The sequence below is a fragment of the Variovorax sp. V213 genome, assembly GCF_041154455.1.
Classification (GTDB): Bacteria; Pseudomonadota; Gammaproteobacteria; order Burkholderiales; family Burkholderiaceae_C; genus Variovorax.
The window spans coordinates 4283639-4301901 of the sequence record NZ_AP028664.1 but is presented as its reverse complement, the minus strand read 5'-3'; the positions used below and the strand labels follow the sequence as shown (position 1 = coordinate 4301901).

Genomic DNA, 18263 nt, shown 5'->3' with positions numbered 1-18263 from the left:
CATGGCCGACAGCATTCCAGTGCCCTTCGACGTCAAGCTCATGAACATCGTCGCGAACCTGGCGTTCGTGGTGGTGGCGCTCATGCTGCTGGCGGCGGGCGCATGGTGGGTGCTGCGCCAGCCTTTTTTCCCCATCGGCGGCATCAAGGTCGACGGCGACGTGACGCACAACAACGCCGTGACGCTGCGCGCCAACGTCGCGCCGCAACTGGCCGGCAACTTCTTCACGGTCGACCTGGCGCGCGCGCGCACGGCCTTCGAGTCGGTGCCGTGGGTTCGCAAGGCGGTGGTGCGGCGCGAGTTTCCGAACAAGCTGCGCGTCACCCTGACCGAGCAGGTCCCGGTGGCCACCTGGGGCGACGAAGCCGGCTCCAGGCTGATCAACGGCTTTGGCGAGGTGTTCGACGCCAACGTGGCCGAGGTGGACGACCGGCTGCCGCGGCTCGATGGACCCGTCGAGCAGGCCGGACAGGTGTTGGGCATGTACCGCGTGCTTGCGCCGATCTTCCAGCCCTACGACTTCGGCGTGGACGAACTCACGCTGTCGAGCCGGGGCAGCTGGAAGGTCGTGCTCGATAGCGGTGCCGAGATCGAGCTTGGCCGCGGCCAGCCCGAAGAGGTGGCGGCCCGCACGCAGCGTTTCCTGAAAACCGTGACCCAGGTCGCGGGCCAATACCACCGCACCGCGGCGGACGTCGAAGGGGCCGACCTGCGCCACAACGATGCCTACGCGCTGCGTCTTCGCGGCGTCACCACGGTCGTGACCGACCCGAAGACCAAGAAGAAATAAATAGCGAATACCGAGGACATTCAATGCCCAAAGAATACAAAGACCTGGTTGTCGGACTCGACATCGGCACCGCCAAGGTGATGGTGGTGGTGGCCGAGGTGCTTCCCGGCGGCGAACTCAAGCTGGCCGGCCTCGGCATTGCGCCGAGCAACGGCCTGAAGCGCGGCGTGGTGGTGAACATCGACGCCACCGTGCAGAGCATCCAGCAGGCCTTGAAGGAGGCCGAGCTGATGGCCGACTGCAAGATCAGCCGCGTCTACACCGGCATTACCGGCAGCCACATCCGCGGCATCAATTCGAGCGGCATGGTGGCGGTGAAGGACAAGGAAGTGACGCCGGCCGACGTGGCCCGCGTGGTGGAGACCGCGCGCGCCATCAACATCTCGAGCGACCAGCGCCTCTTGCTGGTGGAGCCGCAGGAGTTCGTCATCGACGGCCAGGACGTGAAGGAGCCGATCGGCATGAGCGGCATGCGGCTCGAGGCCAAGGTGCACATCGTGACCGGTGCGCAGAGCGCGGCCGAGAACATCATCAAATGCGTGCGCCGCTGCGGACTCGAGGTCGACCAGCTGATGCTCAACCCGCTGGCCTCGAGCCAGGCGGTGCTCACCGAAGACGAGCGCGAGCTTGGCGTGGTCCTGGTCGACATCGGCGCGGGCACCACCGACGTGGCCATCTTCACCAACGGTGCGATCCGCCACACGGCCGTGATCCCGATTGCGGGCGACCTGATCACCAGCGACATTGCGATGGCGCTGCGCACGCCCACCAAGGACGCGGAAGACATCAAGGTCGAGAACGGCTACGCCAAGCAGCTCCTGGCCGACCCCGACACGCAGGTGGAAGTACCCGGCCTCGGCGACCGCGGCCCGCGCATGCTGAGCAAACAGGCGCTGGCAGGCGTGATCGAGCCGCGCATCGAAGAGATCTTTTCGCTGGTGCAGCAGGTGGTGCGCGAGTCGGGCTACGAAGAGGTGCTGTCGTCGGGCGTGGTGCTCACGGGCGGCAGCGCCGTGATGCCAGGCATGGTCGAGCTTGGCGAAGACATCTTCCTGAAGCCGGTGCGGCGCGGCATTCCGAAGTATTCGAGCGCGCTCTCCGACATGGTGGCGCAGCCGCGCGCCGCCACGGTGATGGGTTTGCTCGAGGAAGCGCGCTTCGCACGCATGCGCGGCTTCAAGGTGGCGCAGAAGAACGGATCCGTAAAGACTGCGTTCGGACGTTTCAAAGACTTCATCGTGGGGAACTTCTGACCATGAACCACTCCCCACTCTGGCTCGCACGCGGCGGTCCGCCCTTGCATTTCAACGAGCGATGGCGGCGCACAGGTCCACCGCCGCGACGACAGCTTCGTTGAACTCGTCAAGACACTTAAAAGATTCATACATACACAACGGCAACTGCAAATTCAAGGAGTTAGAAATGACCATCGAAATGATCGAAGTCGAAGAATTCAATCAAGGCACTCAGATCAAGGTGATTGGTGTCGGCGGCGGCGGCGGCAATGCCGTCGCGCACATGATGGAACGTGGCGTGCAGGGTGTGCAGTTCGTTTGCGCCAACACCGATGCGCAGGCGCTCCAGCGCAGCAATGCCCACAAGATCATCCAGCTGGGCACCAGCGGCCTCGGCGCGGGCAGCAAGCCCGACAAGGGCCGTGACGCAGCCGAAGCCGCGGTGGACGACATCCGCGCCGCCATCGACGGCGCGCACATGCTGTTCATCACGGCCGGCATGGGCGGCGGCACCGGCACCGGCGCCGCACCCGTGATCGCGCGCGTCGCCAAGGAAATGGGCATTCTCACGGTGGGCGTGGTGACCAAGCCCTTCGACTGGGAAGGCGGGCGCCGCATGACCAACGCCGACGCCGGCCTGGCCGAGCTCGAGGCGAACGTCGATTCGCTGATCGTGGTGCTCAACGAGAAGCTGCTCGACGTGCTGGGCGAAGACATCACCCAGGACGAAGCCTTCGCGCACGCCAACGACGTGCTCAAGAACGCCGTGGGCGGCATCTCGGAAATCATCAACGAGTACGGCGGCGTGAACGTCGACTTCGAAGACGTGCGCACCGTGATGGGCGAGCCTGGCAAGGCCATGATGGGCACGGCCGCCGCTGCCGGCCCGGACCGCGCGCGCATCGCCGCCGAACAGGCCGTGGCCTGCCCGCTGCTCGAAGGCATCGACCTTTCGGGCGCCAAGGGCGTGCTGGTGCTGGTGACCGCATCGAAGGGCTCGCTGAAGCTGAACGAGTCGAAGCTGGCGATGAACACCATCCGCGCCTATGCCTCGCCCGACGCACACGTGATCTACGGCGCCGCCTACGACGAAAGCCTGGGCGACCAGATGCGCGTGACGGTGGTCGCCACCGGCCTCTCGCGCGCCGATGCACGCCGCCAGGCACCGACGCTCGAGGTCATCCGCACCGGCACCGACAACATCCCGTTCAACGTGCCGACGCTCGGCACGGGCCATGCGGGCCACGGCGGCCACAGCGTGAGCCAGCCGAACTACGACGGCATGGCGGTTCCCAGCGTGTGGCGCACCAACCGCACGATGGCTGCCGCCAAGGTGGACGCGCTGTCTTCGGGCGGCATGGACGACTTCGAGATTCCTGCATTCCTGCGCCGTCAAGCCGATTGACGCCAGGCCACCGAACGCAGAGGGCACGAAGGTTCGCAAGGGGTACGGGGAAGACCTGAAAGGGACTTCTGCCGGCTCTAGGCGCTGCGTCCGCTTCGTGCCCTTTGCGTCCATCGCCCTGCGCTTGAAATAGAACCTATGTCTATCGGTGCCATAGCGAGGGGCATAGGCCGCCATGCCCGCGGCGCGCCTAAAATCGCCCGCGTGCTGCAACAACGAACCCTCAAGTCGATCAGCCGCGCCGTGGGCGTGGGGCTTCACAGCGGACAACGCGTGGAGCTGACGCTGCGCCCCGCTCCGGCGGACACCGGCATCGTGTTCCGGCGCGTCGACCTGTCCGAGCCGGTCGACATCCGCATGACCGCTGAAGCGGTGACCGACACGCGCCTGGCCTCCACGGTCTCGACCGGCGGGGCGAAGGTGCAGACGGTCGAACACCTGATGTCGGCCTGCGCGGGCCTGGGCATCGACAACCTCTTCATCGACATCACGGCCGACGAGGTGCCGATCCTCGACGGCTCGGCCTCGTCCTTCGTGTTCCTGCTGCAAAGCGCGGGCATCGAGCTGCAGAAGGCGCCGCGCCGCTTCATCCGCGTGACCCGCAAGGTCGAGGTGCGCGAGGGCGAAGGTGCCAACGAGAAATGGGCGAGCCTGGAGCCGTACCACGGCTACAAGCTGAGCTTCGAGATCGATTTCGATCACCGCGTGGTCAATTCCACCGGCCAGCGCGTGGAGTTCGATCTCGGCAAGGACTCCTACAGCCGGGACATCGCACGCGCGCGCACCTTCGGCTTCACGAAGGAAGTCGAATACATGCGAAGCAAGGGCCTGGCGCTCGGCGGCGGCCTGGACAACGCCATCGTGATGGACGACACCAAGGTGCTCAATGCGGGGGGCCTGCGCTACGACGACGAGTTCGTGAAGCACAAGATCCTCGACGCCATGGGTGACCTGTACATCATCGGCAAGCCGCTGCTCGCGGCCTACACCGCGTTCCGCTCGGGCCATGCGCTCAACAACAAGCTGCTGCGCGAGCTGCTCGCGAACAGCGACGCCTACGAGGTCGTGACCTTCGAAGACGAGAAGCGCGCACCGCGCGGTTTCGGCGAAGTGGCGCGGGCCTGGTAGCTGGCAGCGACCGCCTCGACGATGCTTCTTTTCCGCTGGGCCGTCTTGCTGCTTCTGCTGGTGGCGGGCGTGTCGTTCGCGTTCTATGCGGGAACGGGGCAGAAGAAGTACCGGCGCATTGGCTGGATCGTGCTCAAGTGGACGCTGCTTGCGGCGTTCGGATTCTTCGCGGTGCTGATCGCCGAACGGGTGGTGTAGCCCCGCGGCTAAGCAGCCAAGGCCTGCAACGCCTGTACCTGCTGCGCCAGCAGCGGGCCCTTGCGGTGCATGGGCACCAGCAGCATGAGCGTGTCTCCCAGTGCCTTCGGCCGTCCCCAGGGCGCATGCAGCCTGCCCTGTGCCAGCAGTGGCGCCACCAGCCGCTCGCGGCCCATGAGCACGCCTTCGCCGTCGAGCGCCGCCTGCAGCGCAAGGCTGTAGAGCGAGAAGTCCGGGCCTGCGGCCAGCGCGTCGGCCTCGGCCGCGGCAGTGCCGGGACGCGCGGCCTGCAGCCAGCGCGCCCAGTCGTCGTGCCACACGGTGTCGTGCAATCCGCCGCAGCGGGCCAGCACATCGACCAGGTCATCGAGCGGGCGCGGGCGACTGCTCTGCAACGCCTGCTGGACGCGCGGGCTGCACACCGGCAAGAGCCGGTCACGCGCGAGCATCATGCCCTGCGCGCCGACAGCCGTTTCGATGTGATCGCCGGCTCGCGCATAGAACAGCCCGAGGTCGAAAGGCTCGCGCCGGAAGTTCGGCGGTTGCTCGAGCGCCGTCACGGAGACCTGCACGCCCGGCAGCGCCGCCTTCAGCCGCGAGAGCCGGGGCGACAGCCACAGCTGCGCCACGGCCGGCAGGGCCGCCACCTGCAGCGTGCTGCGCCGCGCCGCGGTCTGGGTTTCGTGGCGCAGCGACTGAACGGCAAGGCCGAGCTGGTCGACCGCGGCGCTGAGGGCGGGCAATGCGCGCCGTCCGTGCGCACTGAGGCGAATGCCCTGGCTGTGGCGCTCGAACAGCGCGCCGCCGGCCCAGGTTTCCAGCGCCTTGATCTGCTGCGCGACGGCGGCCGGCGTGACGAACAGCTCTTCGGCCGCACGCGCGAAGCTGCCGTGGCGCGCTGCGGCCTCGAAGGCGCGGACGGCCGTGTGCGGCGGCAGGCGAGGGCGGGGCGGCGCGAGTGGCATTGAAAAGAGGGCAAGTATTTCTATGGCTCAGGCCCAGATTATCCGTGTTGCCGTTGGTGAAGGTGCGGGCGACGATGGGCCCCCTCAACACTTCCAGCGAGACACGCCGCATGCCCGCCGCCCTCCAACGCCGCCCCTGGGTTCCCGCCGCCAGCGAAGAGCATGTGCTCGCAATTGCCGGAGATGCCGCCGCGCGAGATGCCGCGGGTGTGGTGGCCGAGATCGAAAGGCTGGTCGACGACAACCACCGCATCCACGACCGGGAGGGGCTGAACCTCAACCCCGCCACCAACGTGATGAACCCGGCCGCGGAGGCGCTGCTGTCGCGCGGGCTGGGCTCGCGCGCGTCGCTCGGCTATCCAGGCGACAAGTACGAGGCGGGCCTGGAGGCCATCGAGCGCATCGAGGTCATCGCGGCAGAGCTGGCTGCCGAGGTGTTCGGCTCGAAGTTCGCCGAAGTGCGCGTGAGCTCCGGAGCGCTGTCGAATCTCTACGTGTTCATGGCGACCTGCCAGCCGGGCGACACCATCATTGCGCCGCCGCCGGCCATCGGCGGCCATGTCACGCACCATGCGGCGGGCGCGGCCGGGCTCTACGGACTGAAGACCGTGCCGGCGCCGGTCGATGCCGACGGATACACCGTCGACGTGGCCGCGCTGGCAAGGCTGGCGCGCGAAGTGAGGCCCAGGCTCATCACCATCGGCGGCAGCCTGAACCTCTTTCCGCACCCGGTGCCGGCGATGCGCGAGATTGCGGACAGCGTGGGCGCCAAGCTGCTCTTTGATGCCGCGCACCTGTCGGGCATGGTGGCCGGCAAGGCCTGGCCACAGCCGCTCGAGGAGGGCGCGCATGCGGTCACCATGAGCACCTACAAGAGTCTCGGCGGCCCGGCGGGCGGGCTGATCGTGTCGAACGACGCAGCGCTGATGGAGCGCATCGACGCCATCGCCTACCCTGGCCTCACCGCCAATTCCGATGCGGGGCGCACCGCGGCGCTGGCCCGCGGCCTGCTCGACTGGAAAGTGCATGGCAGGGTGTATGCAGAGGCCATGCGCGACACCGCGCAGGCGCTTGCGCGTGCCCTCGATGCCGAGGGATTGCCGGTGTTCGCCAAGGCGCGCGGCTTCACGCAATCGCATCAGTTCGCTGTAGCGGCCGCGCGCTGGGGCGGGGGCCAGCAGGCCGCGAAGAAACTCGCCCGCGGCGGCCTGTTGGCCTGCGGCATCGGCCTGCCCATGGCGCCGGTCGAAGGGGACGTCAACGGCTTGCGACTCGGCGTACCGGAAATCGTGCGGCTCGGTTTCACGCCCGAAGACATGCCGCAGCTTGCCTCGTGGATCGCCCGCGCGCTCGAAGGGGACGCGGCCTCCGTGGCCGCCGAGGTGCGCGAGCGCCGCACACGCCAGGGCGGCCTGCGCTACATCGTTCGCTGAGTCAGCGCGAACGTCCCTGTCGGTAGGTGCCGGCGTGGGTCTTCGACAGCTCGGCAGCTTCGGCCAGCCGCGCCATCGACCGGCCCACCTGCGCATGCGTGATGGCAATGCCCAGCGCGTCGGCAGCATCGGCGCCCGGCAGTCCCGGCAGGTCGAGCAGGCGCTTCACCATCTCCTGCACCTGGGCCTTGGCGGCCTGGCCGTGGCCGGCCACGGCCTTCTTCATCTGCAGGGCCGTGTATTCGGCCACCGTGAGGTTGCTGTTCACCAGCGAGGTCACACAGGCGCCGCGCGCCTGGCCCAGCAGCAGCGTCGATTGCGGGTTGACGTTGACGAAGATGATCTCGACGGCCGAGGCATCGGGCTGGTAGCGCGCGGTGATTTCGGCGATGCCATCGAACAGCACCTTGAGGCGCGCCGGAAGATTGCCGCTGCCCAGGTGCCGCGTGCTGATGGTGCCGCTCGCGACATAGCGCAGCGCATGGCCGTCCGCATCCACCACGCCGAAGCCGGTGGTCAGAAGGCCGGGGTCGATGCCGAGAATGCGCATGTCAGAGGTTGAAGTACCAGCGGATCGAGTGAAAGAAGATGGGCGCCGCGAAGCACAGCGCGTCGACGCGGTCGAGCAGGCCGTTCGCACCCGTCACGCCCACGCCCTTCTTGCCCCAGTTGGGAATGCCGCGATCGCGCTTGAGCGCCTTCATCACCAGGTGGCCCATCGAGCCCGCGATGCAGGCGATGACGGACACCGCGAGCGCCTGGCCGAACTTGAAAGGCGTGATGAACGAGAACAGCGCACCCACCAGGCTGGCCACCCCAATGCCGATGCCCCAGCTGGTCCAGTTGAAGCTGCGGCTCACGTTGGGCGCAAAGGGCTTGCGCTGCGTGCGGCGCGAAATCACGTGTTGCACCAGCACCGAGGTCTGCACCACGAACACCAGGAAGAACACGAGAAAGGCGCTCTTGCCCTCGTAGCCCGGAAAGCTCAGGAGCAGCAGTGCCGGCACGTGGCTCATGCCGTAGACGCAGACCATGATGCCCCACTGCAGCTTGGCGTTGCGCTCGAGAAAATGGCTCGGGTCGTCGGCCAGCGCGCTCGCGACCGGGATCGCGAGGAACACGTAGACCGGAATGAACACGGTGAACAGGTCGAAGCGCGCGGTGGCCACGAGCCAGAACTGGATCGGCAGCACCACGAAGAACGCGAGGATCAGGCTGCGGTGGTCGCCGCGCCGCGTGGGCGAGAGCGTGATGAACTCGCGCAGCGCAAAGAAGGCGATGAGCGCGAACAGCACGGTGGCCACCGTTTCGCCCAAGGCCCAGCCGACCCAGAACACGATCACCATGAACCAGGTGGTGCCCAGCAGCTTGCGGTAGTGCGCCAGCTCGGCTTGCCAGGCGGCGTCGTGCACGGGGTTGCGGCGTTCCCTGAAGGTCAGGAAGAAGGCCGTGGTGCTCACGATCACGAGCAGGCCGAAGACGATGAGAAAAAGGGCCGCGACCTGCTGGGTCGGGGTGAGGCTGCGCAGGAACTGGTTCATTGCAAGGTTCCGCTCAGACGTCGCGCAATGCGATCACGGCGGCACGGGCGCGATCGAGGAAGGGACGGCGCTCTTCGCCTTCCTCGACGCGGATCGGCGCACCGAAAGTGACGGAGCACAGGATCGGCACCGGCACGATCTCGCCCTTGGGCATGACGCGCTGCACGTTGTCGATCCACGCGGGCACCAGCACCACCTCGGGAAACATCGTCGCGAGCGTGTAGAGGCCCGACTTGAATTTTTGCGGCTCCCCGGTGTGGCCGCGCGTGCCTTCGGGAAAGATGATGATCGAATCGCCGCTGCGCAGCGCCTCGACCAGCGGTGCAATCGGATCGGGCGCGGGGGCTGCAGCGGGGGCTGACGGCGCCGTGTTTTCCGTGGCCGGGGGCTGGGCCGGAGGGGGAGGCGGCGGTGGTGGTGGTGGTGGCGGTGGTGGCGGAGCAGGGAGGTCGAGCCGCCCCTGTACTTCGTCCACCGCCTCGGGAGTGACGTCGACCAGGAACGGTGCGATCGGCAGCAGCGGTTCCATCGAGGGTTCGATGCGCTCGGCCGGCGGTGCGGCGACGGCACGTGCAGGCGGCGGCGGGACCTCGGTTTCCGCCGGGGCGGGTGCAGCCGAGCCGGGCGCCGCGGCCGCGCGCTCCACATACACCGCGTTGAACACCTCGGTCGTGATCCAGCGCTTGAACGGCGTGTTGGCCCAGTAGTCGCGCGCCGCAATCGGCCGCGTGATGCTGCGCAGTTCCTCGGGCAGCGCGGCCCAGATCATCACGAGGTCGGCGTGGCTCTGGTGGTTGGCGAAATAGATGCGCTGCTCGGCCTTGGGCGGACAGCCGTACCACCGTGCCTGGGCCCCCGTGAGCAAGCGGACGATCCCCAACAACAACCAACCCGTGAGCTTTGCCAGCATGGGCGCGATGATACGGGGCATGCGATGGCGTTTCGATCCTCTTTCTCTGGCGTGGGCGGTGGCCCTGTTCCTTGTTCTCGTGCTGCTGGCCACCGTCGGTGCGCGCTGGGGCTGGTTGCGGAGTTTCTTCGGCGACGTGCTGGCCGTGGTGTGGGTCTACCTCGTCTTCAAGAGCTTCGTCGTTGCGCGCGTGCTGCCGCTGGCGCTGGCGGCGCTCGGCGTAGGCTTGGCGGTCGAGTTGGGGCAGTTCCTGGCATCGGCCTGGCACCTGCACATTCCGAACCGCGCCCTGCGCATCGTGCTCGGCAGCACGGCCGACTGGTGGGATGTGCTGGCCTACGTGATCGGCTTTGCAGCCGTGCTGGCCATCGAGGCGCTTCGGGATGCCGTCAGGGCAGCTCGGCTGCCGGCATCCGTGCCACGATCGTCGATGCCCGGCCGCTGAGATAAGAAGAGCCGAGCCTGCGTTCGAAGAACTTCGGGCTGGGCAGCATCACGGCCAGTCGTGCGGCTTCCCCGGCGCTCAGCCGCGAGGCGGGCTTCCTGAAGTAGTACTGGGCCGCCGCCTCGGCGCCGAACACGCCTTCGCCCCATTCGACGTTGTTGAGATAGATCTCGAGGATGCGGCGCTTGTCGAGCAGCACCTCGAGCAGCGTGGCGAGCACCAGCTCCTGGCCTTTGCGCAGCAGCGTGCGCTCGCCCGAGAGCAGCAGGTTCTTCGCAAGCTGCTGCGTGATGGTGGAGCCGCCTCGCAATTGCACCGGGCGCACCGGCTTGCCGCGCGCCACGGCACGCGCCGCGCGCCGGGCGGCAAGCTCCTCGGCCTTGGCATTGCGCTGCCGCGCGCGCTCGATGGCTTCCCATTCCACGCCGTTGTGGTCGATGAAGTCGGCATCCTCGCTGGCGATGACGGCACGCTTGAGGTTGTCGCTGATCTGCGTGTAGGGCACCCACTCCTGGCGCCATGCGCCCTTGCTGCCCTGGTGAATCGCGATCTGCCAGGCTTCGGAGCGCTGGAACGCGGTGCTTTGCGGATCGACCACCGCCATGGCCGCGATGCGCGCCACGAAGAAAAGCTCCATCGCCAGGCCCGCCAACAGCAGGCAGGCGACCAGGCGCAGCAGGCCCTTCATTGGCCGGCGGCAAGCGAGGCGCGCAGCTCGGCCAGCACCTGCGCGGCGGGCGGGCGCACGCCGCGCCAGATCTCGAACGCCTCGGCCGCCTGCTCGACCAGCATGCCGAGCCCGTCGCGCGCGACGCCGCCGTGCGCTTCGGCCCAGGCCATGAAACCGGCGGCGGCGGGTCCGTACATCAGGTCGACGGCGAGGGCGCCCGCGCGCAGCACCTGCGCGCGCACCGGCACCGCATCGCCCGCCAGGCTGGAGGCCGTGGCATTGACCACCACGCCGAAATTGCCGGGTACTTCGTCGAGCGCCCATGCTTCGAGCGTGGCGCCGTGGCGCAGTGCCAGGGCGGCATGGCGCTGCACCAGGGACATGGCCTTGCCGACCGTCCGGTTGGCCACCACGATGCGCGAGACGCCCGCATCGAGCAATGGCCCCAGCACGCCGGCAGCCGCGCCGCCCGCGCCGATGAGCAGCAGCTCGCAGCCTGCGAGCGGTACGCCGGCGTTGTGCACGATGTCGTTGACGAGGCCGATGCCGTCGGTGTTGTCGGCGTGAATGCTGCCGTCAGGCTCGAAGCACAGCGTGTTGACCGCCTGCGCGAGCAGCGCTCGCTCGCTGGTGTGCTGCGCGATGGCGGCGGCGTCGAACTTGAAAGGCACAGTGACGTTGCAGCCGCGTGCGGTGTCGCCGCGCTCGGCGGCCTCGCGCCTGAAGCCGGCAATGCCTTCGGCGAACGCGCCGATCGGCACGAGCCGCCGGCTGTAGTCCATCTGTTGGCCGCAGAGCTCGGCAAATCGGGCATGAATGCGGGGCGAGCGGCTGTGCTCGACGGGGTTGCCCACTACGCAGTACAGGTCCATGGTGCCGTGGTTCGCCGTTGTTGCGATGCTATTGGGAGGAGAGCTCGATGGTTTCGTCGCGCGTGAACTTGAAGCGCGACTGCAGCACGATCTGGTCGGTTTCCTTGCGCATCGCATCGGTGAACTTGCCGAAGTTGCCGATGCTGTGCACGATGGCCTTGGCACGGCGGTCGAGCGTGGTGTCGCCCGAGCTTTCGTCCACCACCGTATCGAGCAGCTTGCCGTCGTGGTTGATGGTGATCGTCATCTTGAGCTCGCCATAGAGCTTCTTGCCGGCCGCCGTGGGGAAGTTCTCGGTGCCTCGCAGCTCGATGCGGCGACGCAACGTGTCCACGTAGATGGCATAGGCCGCCTCGCGCGTGGAGGGGCTCAGGTAGCGTTTCTTGGGACGCGCGTTTTCTTCGTTCACGCGCCGTTCGATTTCGGCCAGCAGCTCCACCATCTGTCGCCGTTTTTCCTCGCGCGCAACGGCTTCCTTCGGATCGCCCGAGGCGCGCGGGTCCGGCGCTGGCATGGCGGCCAGGTCGCGCTTGAGTTGCGCGAGCAGCTGCATCTGCTGGGCCTGCATGGCCTCGACCTGGCGCCGCGCTTCCTCGATCGAATCGCCCACGGCGGTGAAGCTCGACGGTGGCAGTGGGCTGGTGGCGCGGCCCCGTTCGAGGTCGCCGCCGCCCGCGAGCGAGGTCTGCGCCATCACCCGGGTCTTGGCGTCGGGCTTGTCATGGGTCTTGCTGTTGACCAGGATCACTTCGAGCGGTGTTTCGCTGAATACCCGGTTGAACGACTCGGGGTCGACGAAGCGCACCGCCAGAAGTGCGGCGTGCACGATGACCGACACGCCGAGTGCGATCTGCAGCGTGCTCAGGTCCCTGAAGTTCATGGACGACGGTCCTCCGGGCTCATTGGATGGCCTCTGCCCTGCGGGCTGCGGTGCTGGGCAACTTCGGGTGGCCGGGCGGTGCTCATGCCGGTGTGTTCTCGGGTGCCGCCTCGCTGTCGGTGAGATCGACGGCAATGGCGATGGGGCCCGCGACTTCTTCCAGTTCCTCGTCGCCGCCTTCTTCTTCCTCGGCCGCGGCATCGGCCTTGGGTGCGTCGAGGCGCTCGAGCACCGTGCCGTGCACGTCGAGTGCGATTTCGTCGATCTCGCCGAGCTTTACGCGCAGGCGTGCGCCGCGCTCCTGCTGGCCCGCCACCGGAAACACCAGCGGCAGCGTGTCCGCACGCACCAGGGCGCCGTTCTGGATGTCCTTGATGACGGTCGCCTCGAGCTCGGTGATGCCCTGCTGCTGCAGGTACTTGAGCGTCCAGAAGCGTTCCATGCCGCCCTGGTAGGCGTTGTAGGTCGCGTAGGCGGCGTCGAAGCCCGAGAGAATCGAGAACAGGTCGGCATCCTTCGGCTTGAAGGGCGCGGCCAGCGCGGCGGTCTTGCCGTGGCGCGCGGCGGCGATGATCTGCCACTGGTTCACGAGGTCGGTGTAGCGGCGCAGCGGCGAGGTGCTCCAGGCATAGCTCTTCACGCCGAGGCCCGCGTGCGGCAGGGCCCGCGTGCCCATGCGCACCTTGATGCCGGGCGCCAGGCTGGCCTGGCTGCGGTAGAGGCCGGGCACGCCGAGCTCGCCGAGCCAGCCGCCCCAGCTGCTGTTGGCCAGGATCATCGCTTCGGACACGATCAGGTCGAGCGGCGCGCCGCGCTGGCGCGTGGTGATCTGCACCTGCTCGCTGCCGTTCGGCTCGCCGTCGTTGCCGACCAGCCGGAAGTTGTAGTCGGGCCGATTGAAGTTCTCGGGCTTGCCGCGCACCACTTCGCGCTGGGCCTTGAGCTGCTTCGCGAGCCGGAACAGGAAGGACAAAGGAGCGCGCAGTTTCGCAGCCGCTTCGGGGGTGTTCTCGTTCGAGAACGATGCGTCCTCGAGCCAGGGCTGCGTGACGACGCTGTCGAGCTGGTCGTGCCGCAGGTTGGCCACGATCGGCACGCGTTCGAGCTTCGTCTCGCTCGATTGCAGCTCGAGCGTGGCCTCGTCGAAGCGCACGTAGAGCGACACCGCGGGCCGGTCGCCCCCTTCGAGCAGCGTGTAGGCGTTGACCACCTCGTCGGGCAGCATCGTGATCTTGTAGCCCGGCATGTAGACGGTGGACATGCGCGTGCGCGCCACCTGGTCGATGGGGCTGCCCGGCGTCAGCGCCAGGCCGGGCGCCGCGATGTGGACGCCCACCGTGACGGTGCCGCTGCCCAGGCCCTGCACCGACAGCGCATCATCGATCTCGGTGGTTTGCGAATCGTCGATCGAGAATGCCTCCACGCCCGCGGCAACCGGCAGCTCGTCCACGATGGCCGGTGCGGCGAGCGCCGGAAAACCGGTGCCCTTGGGAAAGTTCTCGAACAGGAAGCGCCGCCAGTGGAACTGGTAGGGCGAGTCGATGGCGCCGGCGCGCTCCAGCAGTTCGAGCGGCGGGCGCTGCGTGGCGCGCGCGGCATCGACCACGGCCTTGTATTCGGGCGCGTTCTTGTCCGGCTTGAACAGGATCTTGTAGAGCTGTTCGCGGATCGGCGGCGGGCACACGCCCTCGGCCAGCTGTCCGGCCCATTCGACGATCTGCGCCTGGATGACCTTTTTCTTCTCGATGGCAGCCAGCGCCTGCTGCAGGATCTCGGCGGGCGCTTTCTTGAAGCGCCCCTTGCCGGCGCGGCGAAAGTAGTGCGGCGCCTCGAAAAGCGCGAACAGCGCGGCGGCCTGCTGCGCGAGTGCAGGCTTGTCGCTGAAATAGTCGGATGCAAGCTCGCCGTAGCCGAACTCTCCCTCCGGCGCAAATTCCCAGGCCAGGTCGAGGTCCATCGCGGCAGCGAGGGCGCGCGCTTCGGCGATCAGCTCGGCCGGCGCCGGCTTCTCGAAACGCAGGACGATGTTGGCGCCCTTGACCTTGACGCGCTTGCCGGTGTCGAGCTCGACCTGCGCCGATGCTTCGGCCTCCGACAGCACGCGGCCGCCGAGGTACTTGCCGGCTTCTTCAAACAATACAAACATGCCCGGATTGTCCCAGACTTGGTACGCCCCCAGGCTTGCCCGCTTCCGCGGTGTCTCGTCCGGACTTCAGATGGGGTTGATGAACGCCATCACGTCGTCGAGGTGGTTTTCCTCGAAATCGGACAGCGCATGGTCGCCTCCCTCGAGCAGCTTGATGTTGCTGTCGGGGTAGCGCGCCGAGGTTTCGTGCCAGTCGAGCGCCTCGTCGCCCTTGGCGATGATGGCCAGCACGCGCTCGGGGCGTGTGAGCGCGCCGACTTCCATGGTGCGCAGCTCCTGGATGTACTCGGGCCGAAAATAGAAATGCTCGGCCGGGTCTTGCCACGTCGTCTGGTCGCCGATGTAGAGCGCGAGGTCGCGCGCCGGATGTACCGCCGGGTTGAGCAGCACGGTGCGGCATCGCGTCATGCCTGCCACGTAGGTGGCATAGAAGCCTCCGAGCGAGGAGCCCACCACCGCCATCGACTTGCGCGGCCAGTCTGCGATGCCCTTCATGATCATGTCGATGGCTTCGCGTGGAGAAGGAGGCAATTGCGGGCACCACCACTGCAGATCGGGATGCTCCCGCGCCACGCGCTGCGCCATCAGCCGCGCCTTGGTCGAACGGGGCGAGGAGCGGAATCCGTGCAGGTACAACAGATGAGTGGTTTGCGGGTCCATGCGTGGTGGAGACTGAAAGTGGTGCGGTCGACTCGACTCCTTCGGTGAAGGAGGCGGGTAATTTTGCATGAGGTCCATGGGCGCAAGGCGCCCCCCGGAGCCCAGTTCTCCGGGACGCGGGCTTCTTGCAGGAAGGTGTCGGTGTACCACTGTGGCCTCCGAAGCGCGGGGATTTTCTTTGCTCAATCTGCTTGGGGCCTGTCTTCTAGAAATCAAAAGTATTCAACTTGCACCTGCGGCAGGCTCAGTCGGGCCGCAGGAGTGGCAAGCCAGCATCAGTTTCGCGGCCCGCAGAGGGCGGGGCATCCCATGAAAACGGGAGGCTGCGCGGCCGTGCGACCTTTCGCCGAGGCTTATGCTCACGCCCATGAACATCGAGGCTCTGGATGCGGGAATGACACGCCGTTGGGGCGTGCTCGTCGTCGAGGACGACAGCCGCGCGCGCGCCTTCTTCGAGGCCAGCGTGCAGCGCAGCCCGCACCTGTTCTGGCTGGGAAGCGCAGGCACGGTGCAGGAGGCATTGAGCTGGCTGGCCCAGACCACCACCATCCCCGACGTGCTGCTGGTCGACCTCGGCATGCCCGACGGCAGCGGACTGGACGTGATCCGCGAGGCCGTGGCGCGCTTTCCCGGCTGCGAGCCGCTGGTGATCTCCGTCTTCGGCGATGAGGAAAACGTGCTCTCCAGCATCGAGGCCGGTGCCGTCGGCTATATCCACAAGGACGCCGCGCCCGAGGACATTGCGCAAACCATCGTCGAGATGAAGGCCGGTGCATCGCCCATCTCGCCCATGATCGCGCGGCGGGTGCTCGCCAAGTACCGCAGCCTGCAGCTGGCGGGCACCCCCGCCGCCGTGGCCGCCCCCGAGGCTGCCGCCGGCACCGCGGCGCCCAGCCTGCTCTCGGCTCGCGAGCACGAAGTGCTCACGCTGATTGCGCGCGGGTTCTCCTATGCGGAAATTGCGCGTCTCAAGGGGCTGAGCGTTCACACGGTGCAGACGCACATCAAGAATCTCTACGGCAAGCTGGCGGTGCATTCCAAGAGCGAGGCCGTGTTCGAAGCCACGCGCCTCGGCCTGCTGTCCCACCCAGGCTGAACCACGTGGCCGGGCGCATGTTCGGAGGCCCGGCACGGGCCCTTTTCGCCATGGGACTTGCGCTGGCGCTGCTGGCCGCGGCGCGTGCCGCAGCGGCTGCGCCGGCGGAAAGCCCGATCGAACTGCGGCGCGGCACTGTCACCACCACCATCGACGGCGTCACGCACCAGGCGCCCGTCGAGTTGTCCTACCACTGGGATCGCCGGCACGCCGGACGCCCGGGTCTTGCGGATTTCGAGCTGCCTTTCGCGCTGGCGACCGAGCCCTCGACGCCCTGGGGCATCTTCATACCCCGCGCCGGCAACGTCCTCGAGGTGCGGCTCAACGACGCCTTGCTGCAGGCTTTTGGAGACCTGGCCCGGGGCAACGGCGCCGACTATGCCAAAGCGCCCATCTATGTGCCGGTGCCGGGGCACTTGCTGAAGGCGGGCGACAACCGCCTGCAGATTCGCATCCGCGCCGACAGCGCCCGCCGCGCCGGGCTTTCGCGCGTGACCATCGGGCCCGCGACGCCGGTGCGCACCGACCTCTTCGAGAGCGCCTATGCCTGGCGTTTTACCGGCTCGGTGTTGCTGACCGCCTTCAGCCTCATCGTCGGGGGCATCGCACTGGCCTTGTGGCTCACGCAGGTGGATGCCGGTGCGGTCGGATGGCGGCGGCGCGACGGTATCTATTTCTGGGCGGCGCTGGCCGAGTTCTGCTGGGCCTTGCGGGTGGCCGACGGCGTGATTGCCGAGCCGCCTCTTCCCTGGGGCCCTTGGGGCGTGCTGATGGCCACCTGCTATGCGGGCTGGGCCGCGTCCGCCATGATGTTCTGCTACCACCTGGCCGGCTGGGACGGCAACCCGCGCATGCGCTGGCTGCGCTGGCCGATGGCCGCCGTGGTGGCAGGAACCTTCGCGTCGAGTGCCATGGCGCTGCACCGTGAGCAGCCCTATTGGCTCACCGGCTGGCTCGCGCTGGAAATCGTGCTCGTCACGCTGTTCGTCGGCGCTTTTGCGGTGGCGACGGTCAGGCGGCCGAACGCGGGGCGCCTGCTGGTGGCGGCCGCTGCGCTGGCGACACTGGGCTTCGGCACCCGCGACTGGCTCGTGATCCGCCTGAGCGATGCCTACGGCGAGACCACCTGGGTGCGGTATTCGTCGGTCTTCTTCGGCATTGCGCTGCTCTTGATCGTGTTGCGGCGCTTCCATGCCGCGAGCGTCGAGGCGCGTGGCTGGGTCGCGACCCTGGCCGAGCGCGTGGCGCAGCGCGAGCGCGAACTCGCGTCCACCTTCGCGGCGCTGGAGCAGGTGGCGCGCGACCAGGCGCGCACCCACGAGCGCGAACGCATCCTGCGCGACATGCACGACGGCGTGGGTTCGCACATCAGCTCGGCGATCCGGCAACTGCAATCGGGCCAGGCGAGCTCCGATGAACTGCTGCGCACGCTGCGCGATTCGCTCGACAAGCTCAAGCTGTCGATCGATTCGATCCATTTGCCGCCCGGCGACGTTGGCGCCCTGCTGGCGGCATTGCGCTACCGGCTGGAGCCGCGACTGGCGGCCTCCGGCATCGCATTCGAGTGGGCGGTGGACGAGGTGCCCGCGGTGAAGCGGCTCGACGCGCAGGGCATGCGGCAATTGCAGTTCCTGCTGTTCGAGGCCATCTCCAATGTGCTGCAACACGCCCACGCGAAGACGCTCCGGATCGAGGCCGAAAACCTGGCCGGCGCCGTGCAGCTGCGCGTGGTCGACGATGGACGGGGCTTCGACACATCGCGGGTGCCCAGGGCGCTTTCGGAGCGCGCCGCCACGCTCGGCGCCCGGCTGGCGCTTGAAAGCCGACCGGGGCGCACGGTCGTTCGGCTCGATTTCGGCTGACGTGCCTCGCGGGGCGCGGATAATCCG

The 18263-nt window shown here is 67.7% G+C and carries 18 protein-coding genes; 9 read left to right on the top strand and 9 right to left on the bottom strand.

Annotated elements, in window-relative coordinates:
* Position 1: 1 nt before the first annotated feature.
* The 5 genes from ACAM55_RS20435 to ACAM55_RS20415 all read left to right on the top strand — a co-directional run bounded on the left by ACAM55_RS20435 (position 2) and on the right by ACAM55_RS20415 (position 4756).
* A complete protein-coding gene (locus ACAM55_RS20435; RefSeq protein ID WP_369653281.1) occupies positions 2–790 on the top strand; it encodes a cell division protein FtsQ/DivIB in 789 nt (262 codons plus the stop codon).
* Positions 791–813: 23 nt separating this feature from the next.
* Complete coding sequence (gene ftsA / locus ACAM55_RS20430; protein WP_007832444.1) at positions 814–2043, top strand: cell division protein FtsA; 1230 nt, start codon at positions 814–816, stop codon at positions 2041–2043.
* A 169-nt stretch (positions 2044–2212) separates the two neighbouring features.
* Positions 2213–3430, top strand: coding sequence for a cell division protein FtsZ (gene ftsZ / locus ACAM55_RS20425; RefSeq protein WP_369653280.1), 1218 nt, complete (start codon positions 2213–2215; stop codon positions 3428–3430).
* Between the two features lie 204 nt (positions 3431–3634).
* Positions 3635–4558, top strand: a complete 924-nt coding sequence (gene lpxC, locus ACAM55_RS20420) for a UDP-3-O-acyl-N-acetylglucosamine deacetylase (protein WP_369653279.1) — start codon at positions 3635–3637, stop codon at positions 4556–4558.
* A gap of 21 nt (positions 4559–4579) precedes the next feature.
* Positions 4580–4756: a hypothetical protein gene (locus ACAM55_RS20415; protein WP_369653278.1), complete on the top strand. Its 177-nt coding sequence runs from the start codon at positions 4580–4582 to the stop codon at positions 4754–4756.
* Positions 4757–4764: 8 nt separating this feature from the next.
* Here ACAM55_RS20415 and ACAM55_RS20410 read toward each other — a convergent pair whose 3' ends face one another.
* On the bottom strand, positions 4765–5721 hold the full coding sequence (locus ACAM55_RS20410) for a LysR family transcriptional regulator (RefSeq protein WP_369653277.1): 957 nt from the start codon (positions 5719–5721) through the stop codon (positions 4765–4767).
* Positions 5722–5831: 110 nt separating this feature from the next.
* Between ACAM55_RS20410 and glyA the strand changes: the two genes are divergently transcribed.
* Complete coding sequence (gene glyA / locus ACAM55_RS20405; RefSeq protein ID WP_369653276.1) at positions 5832–7154, top strand: serine hydroxymethyltransferase; 1323 nt, start codon at positions 5832–5834, stop codon at positions 7152–7154.
* Between the two features lies 1 nt (position 7155).
* Here glyA and ruvC read toward each other — a convergent pair whose 3' ends face one another.
* Genes ruvC through ACAM55_RS20390 form a run of 3 tightly spaced genes read right to left on the bottom strand, consistent with a single transcriptional unit; the run spans position 7156 to position 9605 of the window.
* Positions 7156–7704 carry a crossover junction endodeoxyribonuclease RuvC gene (gene ruvC / locus ACAM55_RS20400; protein ID WP_013539450.1) on the bottom strand — a complete coding sequence of 183 codons (549 nt, stop codon included), beginning with the start codon at positions 7702–7704 and terminating at the stop codon, positions 7156–7158.
* Position 7705: 1 nt separating this feature from the next.
* Entirely contained in the window at positions 7706–8695 is a 990-nt protein-coding gene (locus ACAM55_RS20395) for a phosphatidate cytidylyltransferase (protein WP_369653275.1), read from the bottom strand.
* A 13-nt stretch (positions 8696–8708) separates the two neighbouring features.
* Complete coding sequence (locus ACAM55_RS20390) at positions 8709–9605, bottom strand: lysophospholipid acyltransferase family protein (protein WP_369656440.1); 897 nt, start codon at positions 9603–9605, stop codon at positions 8709–8711.
* A gap of 7 nt (positions 9606–9612) precedes the next feature.
* On the opposite strand from ACAM55_RS20390, the gene ACAM55_RS20385 reads away from it, so the two are divergent.
* Complete coding sequence (locus ACAM55_RS20385; RefSeq protein WP_369656439.1) at positions 9613–10050, top strand: DUF2809 domain-containing protein; 438 nt, start codon at positions 9613–9615, stop codon at positions 10048–10050.
* On the opposite strand, the gene mtgA is transcribed toward ACAM55_RS20385, so the two are convergent.
* The 5 genes from mtgA to ACAM55_RS20360 all read right to left on the bottom strand — a co-directional run bounded on the left by mtgA (position 9995) and on the right by ACAM55_RS20360 (position 15278).
* On the bottom strand, positions 9995–10738 hold the full coding sequence (gene mtgA / locus ACAM55_RS20380) for a monofunctional biosynthetic peptidoglycan transglycosylase (RefSeq protein WP_369653274.1): 744 nt from the start codon (positions 10736–10738) through the stop codon (positions 9995–9997). The two genes, ACAM55_RS20385 and mtgA, sit on opposite strands and share 56 nt — an antisense overlap.
* Entirely contained in the window at positions 10735–11592 is an 858-nt protein-coding gene (gene aroE, locus ACAM55_RS20375; protein ID WP_369653273.1) for a shikimate dehydrogenase, read from the bottom strand. The genes mtgA and aroE overlap by 4 nt, the downstream gene beginning before the upstream one ends.
* 28 nt (positions 11593–11620) lie before the next feature.
* A complete protein-coding gene (locus tag ACAM55_RS20370; RefSeq protein ID WP_369653272.1) occupies positions 11621–12472 on the bottom strand; it encodes an energy transducer TonB in 852 nt (283 codons plus the stop codon).
* 82 nt (positions 12473–12554) lie between these two features.
* Positions 12555–14618, bottom strand: coding sequence for a ribonuclease catalytic domain-containing protein (locus ACAM55_RS20365; protein WP_369653271.1), 2064 nt, complete (start codon positions 14616–14618; stop codon positions 12555–12557).
* Positions 14619–14684: 66 nt separating this feature from the next.
* Complete coding sequence (locus tag ACAM55_RS20360; RefSeq protein WP_369653270.1) at positions 14685–15278, bottom strand: YqiA/YcfP family alpha/beta fold hydrolase; 594 nt, start codon at positions 15276–15278, stop codon at positions 14685–14687.
* 355 nt (positions 15279–15633) lie between these two features.
* Between ACAM55_RS20360 and ACAM55_RS20355 the strand changes: the two genes are divergently transcribed.
* Both ACAM55_RS20355 and ACAM55_RS20350 read left to right on the top strand, forming a co-directional pair.
* Positions 15634–16374, top strand: coding sequence for a response regulator (locus ACAM55_RS20355; protein ID WP_369653269.1), 741 nt, complete (start codon positions 15634–15636; stop codon positions 16372–16374).
* Positions 16375–16424: 50 nt separating this feature from the next.
* Positions 16425–18236 carry a sensor histidine kinase gene (locus ACAM55_RS20350; RefSeq protein WP_369653268.1) on the top strand — a complete coding sequence of 604 codons (1812 nt, stop codon included), beginning with the start codon at positions 16425–16427 and terminating at the stop codon, positions 18234–18236.
* The last annotated feature ends 27 nt before the right edge of the window (positions 18237–18263 follow it).

What these genes read in the sequence shown, in the direction of transcription:
- mtgA (WP_369653274.1), bottom strand. Translation starts at nt 10,738, where the DNA reads ATGAAGGGCCTGCTGCGCCTGGTCGCCTGCCTGCTGTTGGCGGGCCTG.
- ACAM55_RS20410 (WP_369653277.1), bottom strand. Translation starts at nt 5,721, where the DNA reads ATGCCACTCGCGCCGCCCCGCCCTCGCCTGCCGCCGCACACGGCCGTC.
- ACAM55_RS20385 (WP_369656439.1), top strand. Translation starts at nt 9,613, where the DNA reads ATGATACGGGGCATGCGATGGCGTTTCGATCCTCTTTCTCTGGCGTGG.
- ftsA (WP_007832444.1), top strand. Translation starts at nt 814, where the DNA reads ATGCCCAAAGAATACAAAGACCTGGTTGTCGGACTCGACATCGGCACC.
- ACAM55_RS20435 (WP_369653281.1), top strand. Translation starts at nt 2, where the DNA reads ATGGCCGACAGCATTCCAGTGCCCTTCGACGTCAAGCTCATGAACATC.
- ruvC (WP_013539450.1), bottom strand. Translation starts at nt 7,704, where the DNA reads ATGCGCATTCTCGGCATCGACCCCGGCCTTCTGACCACCGGCTTCGGC.
- ACAM55_RS20365 (WP_369653271.1), bottom strand. Translation starts at nt 14,618, where the DNA reads ATGTTTGTATTGTTTGAAGAAGCCGGCAAGTACCTCGGCGGCCGCGTG.
- ACAM55_RS20355 (WP_369653269.1), top strand. Translation starts at nt 15,634, where the DNA reads ATGCTCACGCCCATGAACATCGAGGCTCTGGATGCGGGAATGACACGC.
- ACAM55_RS20395 (WP_369653275.1), bottom strand. Translation starts at nt 8,695, where the DNA reads ATGAACCAGTTCCTGCGCAGCCTCACCCCGACCCAGCAGGTCGCGGCC.
- glyA (WP_369653276.1), top strand. Translation starts at nt 5,832, where the DNA reads ATGCCCGCCGCCCTCCAACGCCGCCCCTGGGTTCCCGCCGCCAGCGAA.
- ACAM55_RS20370 (WP_369653272.1), bottom strand. Translation starts at nt 12,472, where the DNA reads ATGAACTTCAGGGACCTGAGCACGCTGCAGATCGCACTCGGCGTGTCG.
- ACAM55_RS20360 (WP_369653270.1), bottom strand. Translation starts at nt 15,278, where the DNA reads ATGGACCCGCAAACCACTCATCTGTTGTACCTGCACGGATTCCGCTCC.
- ACAM55_RS20390 (WP_369656440.1), bottom strand. Translation starts at nt 9,605, where the DNA reads ATGCTGGCAAAGCTCACGGGTTGGTTGTTGTTGGGGATCGTCCGCTTG.
- aroE (WP_369653273.1), bottom strand. Translation starts at nt 11,592, where the DNA reads ATGGACCTGTACTGCGTAGTGGGCAACCCCGTCGAGCACAGCCGCTCG.
- ACAM55_RS20350 (WP_369653268.1), top strand. Translation starts at nt 16,425, where the DNA reads ATGGGACTTGCGCTGGCGCTGCTGGCCGCGGCGCGTGCCGCAGCGGCT.
- ftsZ (WP_369653280.1), top strand. Translation starts at nt 2,213, where the DNA reads ATGACCATCGAAATGATCGAAGTCGAAGAATTCAATCAAGGCACTCAG.
- ACAM55_RS20415 (WP_369653278.1), top strand. Translation starts at nt 4,580, where the DNA reads ATGCTTCTTTTCCGCTGGGCCGTCTTGCTGCTTCTGCTGGTGGCGGGC.